The 13,537-nt window shown below is 43.0% G+C and carries 12 protein-coding genes; 7 read left to right on the plus strand and 5 right to left on the minus strand.

Features of this window, described 5'->3' with window-relative positions; translation table 11 throughout:
• The first annotated feature begins 22 nt into the window (after positions 1-22).
• Positions 23-571, plus strand: a complete 549-nt coding sequence (locus AWW72_RS05045) for a hypothetical protein (RefSeq protein ID WP_062846617.1) — start codon at positions 23-25, stop codon at positions 569-571.
• 49 nt (positions 572-620) lie between these two features.
• On the opposite strand, the gene AWW72_RS05050 is transcribed toward AWW72_RS05045, so the two are convergent.
• Positions 621-1,637, minus strand: coding sequence for a CorA family divalent cation transporter (locus AWW72_RS05050; RefSeq protein WP_004775913.1), 1,017 nt, complete (start codon positions 1,635-1,637; stop codon positions 621-623).
• A 172-nt stretch (positions 1,638-1,809) separates the two neighbouring features.
• Between AWW72_RS05050 and AWW72_RS05055 the strand changes: the two genes are divergently transcribed.
• Both AWW72_RS05055 and AWW72_RS05060 read left to right on the plus strand, forming a co-directional pair.
• Complete coding sequence (locus AWW72_RS05055; RefSeq protein WP_062846618.1) at positions 1,810-2,394, plus strand: LOG family protein; 585 nt, start codon at positions 1,810-1,812, stop codon at positions 2,392-2,394.
• 10 nt (positions 2,395-2,404) lie between these two features.
• Complete coding sequence (locus AWW72_RS05060; RefSeq protein WP_004775910.1) at positions 2,405-2,800, plus strand: NUDIX hydrolase; 396 nt, start codon at positions 2,405-2,407, stop codon at positions 2,798-2,800.
• On the opposite strand, the gene AWW72_RS05065 is transcribed toward AWW72_RS05060, so the two are convergent.
• Positions 2,754-3,437: a ComF family protein gene (locus AWW72_RS05065; protein WP_062846619.1), complete on the minus strand. Its 684-nt coding sequence runs from the start codon at positions 3,435-3,437 to the stop codon at positions 2,754-2,756. The genes AWW72_RS05060 and AWW72_RS05065 overlap by 47 nt on opposite strands.
• The gene (gene recG, locus AWW72_RS05070; RefSeq protein WP_004775905.1) at positions 3,430-5,475 is read right to left on the minus strand and encodes an ATP-dependent DNA helicase RecG; all 2,046 of its coding nucleotides are present in this window, start codon (positions 5,473-5,475) and stop codon (positions 3,430-3,432) included. Before recG ends, AWW72_RS05065 begins: the two co-directional genes overlap by 8 nt.
• 18 nt (positions 5,476-5,493) lie before the next feature.
• Here recG and AWW72_RS05075 point away from each other — a divergent pair, with 18 nt between their 5' ends.
• Positions 5,494-6,312: an NAD-dependent epimerase/dehydratase family protein gene (locus AWW72_RS05075; RefSeq protein WP_062846620.1), complete on the plus strand. Its 819-nt coding sequence runs from the start codon at positions 5,494-5,496 to the stop codon at positions 6,310-6,312.
• A gap of 127 nt (positions 6,313-6,439) precedes the next feature.
• Positions 6,440-7,420: a putative solute-binding protein gene (locus tag AWW72_RS05080; protein ID WP_062846621.1), complete on the plus strand. Its 981-nt coding sequence runs from the start codon at positions 6,440-6,442 to the stop codon at positions 7,418-7,420.
• 40 nt (positions 7,421-7,460) lie between these two features.
• Here AWW72_RS05080 and plsB read toward each other — a convergent pair whose 3' ends face one another.
• Positions 7,461-10,007 carry a glycerol-3-phosphate 1-O-acyltransferase PlsB gene (plsB, locus tag AWW72_RS05085; RefSeq protein ID WP_062846622.1) on the minus strand — a complete coding sequence of 849 codons (2,547 nt, stop codon included), beginning with the start codon at positions 10,005-10,007 and terminating at the stop codon, positions 7,461-7,463.
• Between the two features lie 277 nt (positions 10,008-10,284).
• On the opposite strand from plsB, the gene AWW72_RS05090 reads away from it, so the two are divergent.
• Positions 10,285-11,157, plus strand: coding sequence for an acyl-CoA thioesterase (locus tag AWW72_RS05090; RefSeq protein WP_004775899.1), 873 nt, complete (start codon positions 10,285-10,287; stop codon positions 11,155-11,157).
• Between the two features lie 125 nt (positions 11,158-11,282).
• Positions 11,283-12,524, plus strand: coding sequence for a dicarboxylate/amino acid:cation symporter (locus tag AWW72_RS05095; protein ID WP_062846623.1), 1,242 nt, complete (start codon positions 11,283-11,285; stop codon positions 12,522-12,524).
• Positions 12,525-12,580: 56 nt separating this feature from the next.
• On the opposite strand, the gene AWW72_RS05100 is transcribed toward AWW72_RS05095, so the two are convergent.
• Positions 12,581-13,522: a metal-dependent hydrolase gene (locus tag AWW72_RS05100; RefSeq protein ID WP_004775895.1), complete on the minus strand. Its 942-nt coding sequence runs from the start codon at positions 13,520-13,522 to the stop codon at positions 12,581-12,583.
• Between the last annotated feature and the right edge of the window lie 15 nt (positions 13,523-13,537).

Consider the following 13,537-nt stretch of genomic DNA (forward strand, 5'->3'; position numbering starts at 1 on the left):
CTTTTTTTGTTTTGGGGTAGAAATGGGATATGTATTTGATATGGAAAGAATACGTTCAACAATAGTCAATACGGTAATCAATAATGATCTATTTTGCGATGACTGTAATCTTTATTATTTTGAAAAGGCGGATGGGACAAAAAGACATCAAGCCGTAAGCACATTGCGTGATGATGTAAATTTACATCTTATTTTTTCGATACCTACGAATACACATAATATTTATATTACGGTTTCTGATGGTGATGCTAATTTAATCAGGCAGCTATTTGCAACACTTGAAGATATTGAAGGACATGAGCAAATAGGTATTGGTTGTGTTCAGCTGTTTGATGACACTCGCCTTATAGAAAATGACGTAAGAGGAATAATCTTATTGCCAATTATTACATCGAATATTTTAAATTTTTTACCTAATCAATTCGAAATTAATGGGGTAAATTATAATTTTATTCTTGTTGTTTTCTTAAGCACAAAAGAATATCAACAATGGAAAACAAAAGGGCATGATGCCTTAATCGATTATTTTATTGAGAATGAAAAAGACCTTATTGCATTTAATTTATCATAAGGGGAAAGAATATTTTGACCTTAGCCAAAATATCCTAGTGATAAAAATATTAAATCCATTTTTTCCAACGGAAGTAAAGTGTCGGGCCAATCAGGAAAGTTAACACCAGCGTAATCACGATCCAGAAACTGGTAGTGCCATGAGAAAAAGGCAAAACCTCTGTGTTCATACCATAAATACTGGCAACCAGCATTGGAGGAGCAAGCATACTTGGAAGAATAGAGAAGCGTTTGAAGGTCTCATTCATCTCGGTATTGGCAAAACCAGTGGTAATATCCAGTAAGAATTTTAGTTTTTGAAACAGGAATGTGTTGTGCTCAAGTAGAGAGCGCACATCTTCACTCATTTCTCGAATATCAGGATCGTAAATATGACTGCCTAGAGCACGCGGTCGTGAAAGAAAAGACAGGACTCGGCGTAAGTCGGTCAAACAAAGTTGAGCTTTTCCTAACATATCTTCCTGATGTGCGAGCCGTGTGATCATGTCATCCAGATCAAGGATCTGTTCACGATGGTGGTCGTTTAAAACCTCGGCTGAATATTCTTCTAAATACTTATGTGTGTCTTCCAGAATATCTGAAAGTTCATCTAGTTTAGATTCAAGTAGACCTAATAAAATCCATACCGGATCTTTATAGTCGATGCTGTAATCATTGCGTCTTGCACGAGCGCGAAAGGCCCGAAAGGCAACCAGTTTCTCGCCACGTAACGTGATCAGTTGCGTTTTATCCAGTAGAAAAGCAACCGTGTGGACGGTAGCCGCGAGTGTATTCTCGAGGTCTTCTTGTTCACGATCAGATTGAAAATTTTTATTCTTTGTTAAAAAATAGGTACTGATATGCAAAATTCCGTCATCATCACGGTAGAATCGTGCCGATGAGGAAATATCTTCAAGTGACTTTAAGGTAGGTAGGTTTCGCTCATACGCATCCAGAATCCATTGTTGTTCTTCTTGGGATGGGGCGATGAGATCGATCCAGACCAGTTCAGGATGAAGGTCGAAACTGCCATTGATTGTTGCATCTTCTAGACTACCGCGCTCAGTGGCATAAAAGGCTTCAAGCATGTCTTTTTTCCTTGCGCAGTCGATGTAAAGTTTCCGGTCTTTTACCGAAAAGCAGCGTGTATTTTAGACAAGGATGAAGCGAAAAACACTTGCCTAAACGTTATTTTTTCAAAAATCTTGTTACATAGCCTACTTTATCAGCATGACAGTTCTATAAAACGGTTTTAATTGTATGAATTCTATATGTGTTTTCTGTGGTTCCTCTCTCGGGAATGATCCTGTTTTCAAGCAAATGGCCCAGTTGACAGGGCAGGTGATTGCAGCGCAAGGCAAAACGCTGGTCTATGGTGGTGGACGTTCGGGTCTGATGGGGGTGGTGGCCGATAGTGCGCTACAGGCTGGCGGTCGTGTCATTGGTGTGATTCCTCATGCCTTGGTGGATCGAGAGCTTGCCCATACGGGTTTAACCGAATTGTATCGGGTTAACAATATGCATGAGCGCAAGACCAAAATGGCTGAGCTATCTGATGCATTTGTGGCTTTGCCAGGCGGTGCGGGAACACTCGAAGAAATCTTTGAGCAATGGACTTGGAGTCAGTTGGGAATCCATCAAAAGCCTTGTGCTTTTTTAAATGTAAATGGCTTCTATACCGATCTGCTGAAAATGCTTCAAGCCTCAGTTGACAGTGGTTTTACCCAAGCACGTTTTGTGGACAAGCTCATTGTGGTAGAACAGATTGAAGAAGTTCTGGAAGCATTTGCTGCTTATCAGCCTGCGACTCCAAAGTGGCTATCTACCACTGAAATTCAGGCTTGAGGATAAAATTGTGAAAACCATTACTGTTGCTGCCGCCATTATCTTGAATGAGCAAAATCAATTACTGTTGGTCCGTAAGCAAAATACACATGCGTTTATGCAGGTCGGTGGTAAGCTTGAGCTAGATGAAGCACCTGAAGTGACGATTCAGCGTGAAATTCTGGAAGAAATTGGCTGCGAATGTGAGTTAAAAGAATTTGTTGGTGAATTTAGAACAGCGGCAGCCAATGAGCCGGATCATGCTTTAATTAGCTATGTATATGCGGTTGAGTTAAAGCAGGCACCACAAATTGCAGCCGAAATTGCTGAGATGAAGTGGATTGATCTGGATGACCAAGCGACGGTATTGGCGCCTTTAACTAAAGAAGTTGTGATTCCGTGGTGTCAGCAGCATGGTTTGAATTAATCTCTTGATCCTGTGCGGCTGCCAGACACAGACTATAGACCTGTTGGCAGCCAAGTTGTTCAAGCACTTGTGATAAGGCCGTAATCGAACTACCTGTGGTGACCACATCATCGACAATCAGAACTTTGCGATAACGAATCTGGTTGGGTGCCGCAGCAACAAATTGCTGTTCAATATTTTCTAGCCGCTCCAGACGGGATAAGCCTTTTTGAGAATGCTGAGCCAAACGTTGTACTGGCTGCCAGACAGGGATATTTAAGTGCTGACTTAGAGATTGTGCCAATAAAAGGGTCTGGTTAAAACCACGCTCGACCAGACGATCTGTGGAAATGGGCATAGGCACAATCGCATGAACTTTAGGAAGTCTGACTTGTAATAACAGGCCATTCAATAAACGTTGATGATGCAGTTTCTGCTCATATTTAAACTGTTGAATGATGCGGTCAATCGGATACTGATAATGGCAGGCCACCAGAATCTGCTGTTGATTCCGTTCAATGCTTTGTTTGAACCATGGTAATTGTTGCCAGCAACTCTGACAAATGCCAAAGTGCCGTTTCATACCAATATCACACAGGCTACACGGGGTAAAATAATCAAATAGCTGTTGTGCGGATTTGCCAAGTAATTTAAACATAGGCATATCTTGGGGCTTCAGGTAACCAGCGTTTAAGCAGACCTTCTGCATGTTGTGGATAGTCTTTCAGGATTTGCTCTGCCACATAATGCGCTTGGGTGAGCAGATGGTCATCTCGTTCTAGGCGAGCTACACGAAAGCCCATATCGCCCGTTTGTTTGGTCCCTAACAATTCACCGGGACCGCGAATTTCCAGATCTTTTTCTGCAATCACAAAGCCATCATTACTTTCCCGTAAAATCGAAAGCCGTTCTTGCCCATTTTGTGATAGCGGCGTTTTATAGAGCAGGGCGCAGAAGCTGGCTGTAGCACCACGACCTACACGACCTCGTAGCTGATGTAATTGAGATAGCCCTAAACGCTCAGCATTCTCAATCACCATAATTGAAGCATTGGGTACATCAACACCTACTTCAATCACCGTGGTGGCAATTAACAGTTGTGATTGATTGTCTTTAAAGGCTTGCATGACCGCTTGCTTTTCATCGGCTTTCATTTTGCCATGTACCAGCCCAATATTGATATCTGGGAAGCGTTCTTTAATCTCTTGGTAGGTTGCTTCCGCGGCTTGGGCATCGAGCGTTTCGGATTGCTCGACTAAAGTACACACCCAATAAGCCTGTTTACCTTCACGACAATTGGTTGCTATGCGCTGTAATACCTGTTCCCGACGTTCGAGTGGAATGGTGACGGTCTGAATTGGGGTACGACCTGGAGGTAGCTCATCAATAATCGAGGTGTCTAAATCGCCATAGGCACTCATGGCTAAGGTTCGGGGAATTGGGGTTGCTGTCATCACCAATTGATGGGGTGTGAACTGGTCAGCACCTTTATTGCGCAGAGCAAGACGTTGATCGACCCCGAAACGGTGCTGCTCATCAATAATCACTAAACCTAATTTAGAGAAGCCCACTGTATCTTGAAATAGGGCATGCGTGCCAACAATTAGTTGGGCATGACCTTCTTTAATTTGTTGCTCTGCCTGTGTTCTGGCCTTGCCTTTTTGTTTGCCTGACAGCCAAGCCACCTGAATGCCTAAAGGCTCAAACCAGCGTTTAAAGTTTAAATAATGCTGTTCGGCCAAAATCTCGGTCGGTGCCATAAGTGCCACTTGCCAATCCGCTTCCAGCGCATGACAGGCTGCGACAGCGGCGACCAGTGTCTTGCCAGCACCTACATCACCCTGTACCAGACGCAACATCGGTTGATCTTGTTTAAGATCTTGCAAGATTTCCTTAGAAACGCGTTTTTGCGCATTGGTCATCTGAAAAGGAAGGCCTTCTAATAATTTCTTGGCCAATACTTTGCTGCTACTAAAACGTGGGGCTGAAATCTGACGGATATAGGCTCGACGTGTGAGTAAACTGATTTGATGCGCCACCAGTTCTTCAAAAATCAGACGCTGTTGTGCAGGATGTGAGCCTTGATTGAGCTGCAACATATTGGCATCGGTTGGTGGCTCATGGATGTAATGCAACGCCTCTTTCAGTTCGTAGCCATTACTATATTTGCTCGGCAATAATTCGGGCAGGTCATCACTGTGATGAGTGAGTGCCTGACGCACGTACTCACGTAATTTGGGTTGGGTCAGGCCTTCGGTACTTGGATAAATCGCCGTAAGCTGGGTTTTAGGCAGGGCAGTATGTTGCTGGATCACCTGAATTTCAGGATGATACATTTCCAGACCACGCGCACCAACGCGCACCTCACCAAAAATGCGCAGGCGTTGCCCCATTTTGATGCGATCCGTTAAGCCTTTATAGATATGATAGAAGCGTAAGGTGACCTTTCCGAAATCATCTTGAACCAGAGCGGCAAGGGATTTCTTTTTTCCAGGTGGGAAGTCTACAGAGCGAACCTCACCTTCAAGCAAATAACTTCGTCCAACGACCAGCTGATTCATTGGAATAATAGTGCTACGATCTTCATAGTCACGGGGAAGATGGAATAACAAATCATCCGTGCTAAAAATATGAAGCTTTTCTAAGAGGGTCGCTGCGGCAGCACCAACGCCTTGTAATTGCTGAACTGATGTCATCTCTGGTCAAAGGTGTGTATGCATATTTTATTTATTGGTTATGGTAAAACATCTCAGCGTGTCGCTAAACACTTATTTGAGCAAGGTCACCACATTAGCACAATAAGTCGCAGTGCAAAAACAGATTGTTACGCGACCCATTACATTCAGGATATCCAGCAACTTGATTTGACCAAGCTTCCTCCTATACAGATGGTGTACGTGCTGCTTGCTCCTGCTCAAAGCGGTATTGAAGCTTATCAGCAGACTTATGTCGACAGTGTTGAGCCTATCGCTCAGGCCTTAAAAGCGCACCCTGTTCAGCGCATCGTGATTGTATCTTCAACCCGCGTCTATGGTGAAAATGCAGGGGAGTGCATTGATGATGAGAGCGAGATTCAACCTGCTGATCCGCAAGGACATCTGCTTCGACGCATGGAGCTGATGTGGCAGCAGCATTATCCGCAACACAGCATTATTGTCCGCCCTACAGGAATATACGGAACTTCCATTTCCCGACTCAAAAAACTGGCTGAGCAAAGCTCGACTTATCCTACGGTTCATTTCAGTAATCGTATTCATATTGATGACTTGGCGAAATTTTTAGCGTTATTGGTTAATTTGGCTCAAGTCGAAGCAAGCTATATTGTCACCAATAATTTACCTATTCCGATGCATGAAATTCTGTTGTGGTTTCAACAGCAATTAAATTTAGCACCTTTAAAATTACTTTCAGAACAACAGACTGGCAAGCAAATATATGCCACACGATTGCCAAAAACCGGATTTAAATTTGACCATTTGATTTGCTTTAATGACTACGCTGCGGCTTTATCTGTCCATAGTAATGAAAAATAATTCGACTACACTGTAAAGAAAGCTTAAAGAGTTGGTATGGATTTTGAATCATAACTATCAACAGATTCCGGAAAGGAACTGCCTGAGTTGAGCACGAGGTTTGCTGTAGGGTGTAAAAGGGTGATCAATGAGAAAAATAATGTGCATGGGCCTGCTTGGATTAATAACAACAGCGAGTTGGGCGACTGAACAAAGCTGGTGTGTATTTGATCCATTGGGTACACAAGGGGATATTAGCCGCCGTTTACAGGATGTTCGTGCATACGCATTACAAAATCAGGTGCAGCTCAAGTTTAAAGTCTTTAAAAATGAAAAAGACGCAATACAATCCTTTGAGCAAAAACAATGTTCTGGTTTAGTGGCTTCAAATTTTAATACGCATCGCTATAACAATTTTATGGCGACAACGGGAGGAATTGGACTCATCCCGAATAATCGTGTGGTGCGCGCCTTTCTACAACTGTTAAATCATCCTAATGTTGAAAAACGGATGGTTGGTTCAGATTATGAAATGCTGGGGATGATTCCGATTGGAACGGCTTATATGATCATGAATACCCAGCAGATCAGTAAAGTGTCGCAGCTAAGAAATAAAACCATTGGGATTCTGGCCGATAATCCCCCACAGTTGGCTTTGGTGCAAAGTGTGGGTTCGAAGCCGATTTATGTCGATTTCTCTAATGCGGTGGACTCATTTAAGCGTAAAAAGATTGATATTCTGGCGGCCCCTGCTTATGGAATACTGCCGTATAACCTAAAAAAAGAATTTGGTGAGGCAACACAGGTGGTGAATTTTCCTGTGGCTTATTTTGCCATGAATATTGTGATTCGGCCTCAAGCTTATCCCGCTAGTTTTGGTCATCAGATACGCGCATGGTTTGTCAATAATAGCAATGTCTTGGCTGCACAGGCGATCCAGTGGGAAAATCATTTACCTGCTTATTACTGGGCGGATATCTCGGGTTATGAAAAGCAGGGATACGATGCTTTGGTGGCCAAGATTAGTAAACGTTATGTCGATGCAGGCTATTACGATGCGTACTTTGTCGAGTTGATTAATCGGCTGCGTTGTCAGGATGATCCTAAATATCTAGGCTGTCGCCGCTAACAGTGAAAGAAAAAGGCAACCGAAGTTGCCTTTTTTATGCTTATGCTTTCTTACGTTTTAGGCGACGTTTGGCTTGCTGTGATGCCATTGCTTCCAATGCCTCAGCCAGTTCTTCATCACTAAAAGTGGTGATGTGCTGTAGCATTTGTAAGGTGGTTTCATCCAGCACCAGTTGTGCCCCAGCTGCCATTTCACTGAAATTATCATCATATTCAATGAAGCCTTGCTCATTGTTTCGAATGTAATTTTGCTGTGTCAGGACTTTAATAAAGCTTTGGAATAGCGCTTTATCGAAGAACTCTGGCGAGTTGAATTCATACAGCACAGACAGGCGTTGACCAAGTAAATGGCTTAGTTCTTCCACTTGTTTGGTTGAGATATTACCTGAACCACGTTGTGTAATCAGTGCTAGCGTCATGTAGTAACGTTCTAGGCTCTGTTTCACTGGCATTGCCAATGTAACCAGTTTTTGATGTTCTTCGCTGTTTGGTGTTGGGCTAAACAGGTTGCCATCGTTATCCTGGAAAATCAGGCCAATCTTCACCAATGCGTCGATATAGCTATCAATCTTTTGCTGTAAATCACTCACTTGCCATTTCATGAACAGTTCAGCTTTCAAGAATGGATATAAGGTGCGAATCACGTTGCTTAAATCATTCTTGTGAATTTTTCCGTTGTGCTCAACCAGAGAAGCGACCAGTGACGGTAATACAAAGGCATGTAGGATGTTATTACGGAAGTAAGTCAGCAAGACTGCTTGGTTATCTTCAATCGCAATAATATCGCCTAATACATGTTGTACGCGTTTAATCAGTTTTAGCTTGAGACCATAGGCAACGATTTCTTTACCTGATAATGAAGTCACTTGAGTGCGTTCATCATAAGGTTGCTGAGTTGCCAAATCACGATAGATGTCGAGTTGTTTTGCACAGATCTCTTCATCCAAAGTGTGTTTTGGTGTTGCAAGCAAGATTAAAGAAAGCAAGGAAACTGGATTGATTACCACAGCACGGTTGATATTTTCCAGAATCAGATGCGCTGAGTCTGCAACGACCGTTGAAATCTCGGTAGAGCTTGGTACGTCAGTCGGGTTTTGCTCGATATTATTCTGCTTCAGAATGTCATTCAGGAACACAGGTTCGCCGAAGTTCACATGAACTTTACCGAAGATGCGTTCAATTTTGCGTAAGGTTCTTACAATACCAAAAATTGATTCGGCTTCTTTCGGCTTACCTTGCATTTCACCGACATAGGTTGAGCCTTCCATCAGACGCTCATAACCGATATAGGTGGGTACAAATACGATTGGTTTGGCAGGGCCACGTAAATGCCCTTGAATGGTCATCGCCAACATACCTGTTTTCGGTGGTAATAAACGCCCTGTACGTGAACGACCACCTTCAATGAAGTATTCGATTGGGGTGTTGCGCGATAAGATGCTGTATAAATATTCTTTAAATACAGATGTATAAAGTGCATTGCCACGGAAAGAGCGACGAATAAAGAATGCACCACCACCACGTAATAACTGGCCTACAAATGGTAAGTTGAGGTTATCACCTGCTGCGATATACGGAATCATCAAGCCGCGTTTATAAATCACGTATGACAATAATAAATAGTCGATATGGCTACGGTGGCAAGGGGTGTAAACGATTTCGTAGTCTTTTGCTAGTTCACGAACCGTACTGAAGTTATGGACTTCAACGCCGTCATAGAGCTGTGTCCATAAACGGGTTAAGGCCATATCGGCAAAACGGACTGCAGATGCCGAGTAATCAGAGACGATTTCATTGACATAGCCAATTGCACGACGTTCTGCTTCGAGCATGCTGATTTTATGCTGAATGCTTTCACGACGAATCGCATCTTGCACTTCAGGTGACTTGATTACCGATTGCATCACATTACGGCGATCTGATAAATCGGGGCCGAGAACTACTTCACGCTGTTGATCGAGGTAAGTGTCTAGTGAGCTGGCAATATAGGTGGCTGGTGAAACATTCGGATGATTGGTCTTGGCATAGTCAACCAGTTCACGTAGCGATTGCGGCTCATGAAACTCTAAATAAGATTGTCGTCCATGTAGACCAATATTCATCAACTGTTTGACTGTACCCGGGGTTGCCCATGTATCAGAGAATAAAAGTTTGAACCAGGAATCTTCTTTATCTGGCGAACGTCCCCAAAGTACCGTAACAGGCACCAGTTGAATATCAACATCAGGATGTTGTTCAAGTGCTTCAACAAGTTGTAATAGGCGAGGAGGGAAGGTTTGCGTATTAAAGAAATTATTTTCGTTGTGATGTAAAAACAGGACTGAGTTTTTTTCTTGATATGATCCAAAACTCAACGGATCCAGTGCCGGTTTTAAATTGAGGCGACGGGTTTCACCATCGACCACCAATGCGTTACTACGCGAATAATTCTGTAAAACATAGCAAACTAACTTATTTGATTCTGTTGTATTTTGCTCTGCTGTGGTGGATTCTGTAGGAACTTCACCAAGAACATGTGGGGTTACCACAAGGTCAAGTAACTTACTCGAAAGTTGGCGATACATTTGACCAAATCCAGTCTTGGACATTACAAACTCCTAAATCATAATCCTGGCATCGATTCATGATGAACACGACATTCTGCGGTATTCTTACATAAAACGGTATGTTATTTTCTGACAAAATATAGCGTATTTGGTAGATTTTATCGTTAAAAATCGTATTTTTAGCAGTTATAAATACGATTAACGTGACGGATGAATCATTTTATCCTGACCATTGTCATTTGAATTTGTGGCACAATCAAAATTATCAACCCTGAAAGGATTGGTTGATCTCTCCCCATTGATGTTGGAAGAATATTACATGAATGCGTTAACTCAAGAATTGGTTGAACTTTTGACTCTGGAAAAGCTGGAACAGCATATTTTCCGAGGCAATAGCCGCAATTTGGTAGGCAAACGGGTATTCGGCGGACAGGTTCTTGGACAGGCCTTGAGAGCAGCGTCATATACGACGGATCGTCCGGCACACTCTTTACATGCCTATTTCCTGTACGGGGGCGATGTCAATGCACCGATTATCTATGAAGTCGACCCACTTCGTGATGGTAAGAGTTTTGCCAGCCGACAGGTGCGTGCCATTCAACATGGACGTACTATTTTTTCTGCGATGGTATCTTTTGCCTATCCAGAAGAAGGGTTGAACTATCAGCACAAAGAGCCAGAATATCCTGCGCCTGAAACATTAAAGTCAGAAAATGAACTGAAAGAAAGTCTGATTAATTTCGTGCCTGAAAATGTGCGTGCCAGCTTTATGCGTGAACGTCATGTCGAGATTCGTCCAACGCAGTTAATCAATCCATTTCAGCCTCAACCTGAAGCTCCATTTTATGCGCACTATATTCGTACCCACGGTACGATTCCGAAAGATCTGGATGAAATCTCATTACATCAGGCAATTGTTGCGTTCTATTCGGACTTTACTTTGATGACGACGGCATTGCGTCCACACGGTTTATCTTGGATTTCTCCGAATCTGCAATGTGCCAGTATTGATCACACCATTTATTTCCATCGTCCGTTACGTGCTGATGAATGGATGCTCTACGATATGGAGGCAACAGTGAGTGCTAGTTCTCGCGGTCTGAACTTTGGGCGGATGTGGCAAAATGGTCAGTTGGTGTGTAGTACTGTCCAAGAAGGTTTGATTCGGCTCAGAGAAATCGAAACTCAATAAAAATAAGCCCATAATAAAGCCATCATTATGATGGCTTTTTTAGCATAAGGCTGACAAAAAATTGCTCGATTCTTCAACATGAGCATGCCATAGTAAGGTGAAGTTAAAGAGCTTTATCAATCACAATGAATTTAAATACACAGATTTTGATTGCAGCCGTGCTCGGTGTAGCATTTGGTTTTCTGCTGATTGCTTATCCGCAAACGGCATTTGTTGACTACAGTCTATATGGTCTTGGTGTCTTAAGTAGTATCTTTATTGGCTTGCTGAAAATGCTACTGATCCCATTGATCTTTAGTTCAATTGTGGTGGGTGTTTCCAATTTACAGGCAGGCGGTCAATTTGGTCGGGTCTGGAAAATTACAGCGTTGAGTTGTTTTACCACCACGACTTTGGCTTTGATTTTAGGGATCAGTTGTGCGCATTTGTTTGATGTGGGCAAAGGTGTCGATATCCAGTTGTTTCAGGCTGCCATGGATAATCATCAAACACCCGATACCTTAACGCCGTCCAGCTTTTTCACCACTTTTATTCAAAATACCTTAATTAATCCCTTCAAAGCATTCAGCGAAGGCAATGTACTTGCGGTGGTGGTATTTGCTTTATTCCTTGGCGTGGCCTTGGTCAAGGGCGGGGAACGTTTTGTTTTAGTCCGTAATATTAGCCAGCAATTTTTTGACATCATGATGATGCTGGTAGGCTGGGTAATGAAGCTTGCGCCGATTGGTATTTTTGCGTTATTGGCGAAGTTGATTGCGACAGAAGATCTGTCCGTACTCAGTCGTCTGGTCGAGTTTGCTGCGGTGGTGACAGGGACAACCATTTTTCATGGAGTGGTGGTGTTGCCTGCCTTACTCTGGATCTTCGGGCGCATGAATCCGATCACCTTTTTCAGAGGTGCGAGAACCGCATTGGTCACCGCATTTGCGACTAGCTCAAGTTCTGCGACCATGCCATTGAGTATGAAATGTGCTCAGGAAAATCTGGGAGTGCGACCACAAACCGCAGGTTTCGTGATTCCATTAGGTACGCAGTTAAATATGGATGGTACGGCACTCTATGAGGCAGCTGCGGCTTTATTTATTGCGAATCTGATGGGACTGGATCTAAGTTTAACTCAGCAAGTTATCGTTTGTTTAACCGCGATGATTGCTTCATTGGGCGCACCGGGTATTCCAAGTGCAGGCATGGTCACCATGATCATGGTATTACAATCTGTGGGACTACCCGCCGAAGCGATTGCGATTTTACTGCCGATCGACCGTGTCTTAGATACCGTACGTACGGTGGTCAATGTACAGGGTGACATGATGATCAGTGTGGTGGTAGATCGTTATGCCAAACAGGCAGAGGCTGAAGCAGGCTAAGCTGAATTGGAATAAAAAAAGCAGGAGATCACTCCTGCTTTTTTTGTCTTTAAAGTTTAAGCGGCTTGTTGTAAAGCACGTTTTGCGGCTGGTGAATTGTTTAAGTAATTCACGGCATCTTGAGTATTACCTTCCTTAACAGGGTCGTACCACGGCATTAAATAATCCAATTGCTGTGCCACTAACCATGCTGGACCCGGCAAAATTTTAGAATCTTTTAATGCTATCTTCGACCATTCAATCCAGATCCATGGCTTGAACACACTTGGCTTCTTATCTGCGAAACGTGGATCCTGACTCATGATATGTGCTGCGCCGTCGACCCAGAGTCCTAAAACGCCCGCAATGACTGCAACACTGAGGTAGTAACGTGCGATATAACTACCACCTAAATGACGGTAAAGATCAAAGGCAACGGTACGATGTTCAATTTCTTCCGACCCATGCCATTTAATCAAATCAAGCATTTCAGGATCGGCGCCCAGTTCTTCCCAGCGTTTGTTGTAAAGCGCATATTTACCTAATACACAAGTCATGTGCTCAACGGTGGCAATCACTCCGAGACGGAATAAATCCCATTGATGATCAAGTGCTTTTGGAATTTCTTTACCAAAAGGTTTATCTGCCAAAGCTTTGGTGAATAAGAAATCCATGATGTCGAGATTGCGCTGAATATCGATATTGCGTTGGCTGAGATATTCCTTGTTGGCAGAGGTGTGCGCAACGGCATGCATGGCTTCTTGACGAATAAATGCCTGCACATCCTGTTTTAGTTTTTCATCGGTAATTTCAGGGAGGACTTTGTTATATAAACGGCAAAACCAAAATTCACCAGCAGGTAGAATATTGTTAATTTCATTAATAAAATAGCTGGCAAAAGGCTGGTTTGGAATCCAATCCACTGGTGTATTTTCCCAATCAAATTTAACTTTGCGCGGGAGGATTTTATAGTCAATCGAAGAACCAAGTTTGTTCTTCACAAATGATAGTAATTTCATTGTTGTTTAGTCCTA

Origin of the sequence: Acinetobacter sp. NRRL B-65365 (assembly GCF_001605865.1) — a bacterium.
Lineage (GTDB): Bacteria > Pseudomonadota > Gammaproteobacteria > Pseudomonadales > Moraxellaceae > Acinetobacter > Acinetobacter vivianii.

Coding starts and splice junctions, on each gene's coding strand:
- AWW72_RS05050 (WP_004775913.1), bottom strand. CDS start 1,637: ATGCTTGAAGCCTTTTATGCCACTGAGCGCGGTAGTCTAGAAGATGCA.
- AWW72_RS05045 (WP_062846617.1), top strand. CDS start 23: ATGGGATATGTATTTGATATGGAAAGAATACGTTCAACAATAGTCAAT.
- AWW72_RS05075 (WP_062846620.1), top strand. CDS start 5,494: ATGCATATTTTATTTATTGGTTATGGTAAAACATCTCAGCGTGTCGCT.
- plsB (WP_062846622.1), bottom strand. CDS start 10,007: ATGTCCAAGACTGGATTTGGTCAAATGTATCGCCAACTTTCGAGTAAG.
- AWW72_RS05065 (WP_062846619.1), bottom strand. CDS start 3,437: ATGTTTAAATTACTTGGCAAATCCGCACAACAGCTATTTGATTATTTT.
- AWW72_RS05080 (WP_062846621.1), top strand. CDS start 6,440: ATGAGAAAAATAATGTGCATGGGCCTGCTTGGATTAATAACAACAGCG.
- AWW72_RS05100 (WP_004775895.1), bottom strand. CDS start 13,522: ATGAAATTACTATCATTTGTGAAGAACAAACTTGGTTCTTCGATTGAC.
- recG (WP_004775905.1), bottom strand. CDS start 5,475: ATGACATCAGTTCAGCAATTACAAGGCGTTGGTGCTGCCGCAGCGACC.
- AWW72_RS05090 (WP_004775899.1), top strand. CDS start 10,285: ATGAATGCGTTAACTCAAGAATTGGTTGAACTTTTGACTCTGGAAAAG.
- AWW72_RS05055 (WP_062846618.1), top strand. CDS start 1,810: ATGAATTCTATATGTGTTTTCTGTGGTTCCTCTCTCGGGAATGATCCT.
- AWW72_RS05095 (WP_062846623.1), top strand. CDS start 11,283: ATGAATTTAAATACACAGATTTTGATTGCAGCCGTGCTCGGTGTAGCA.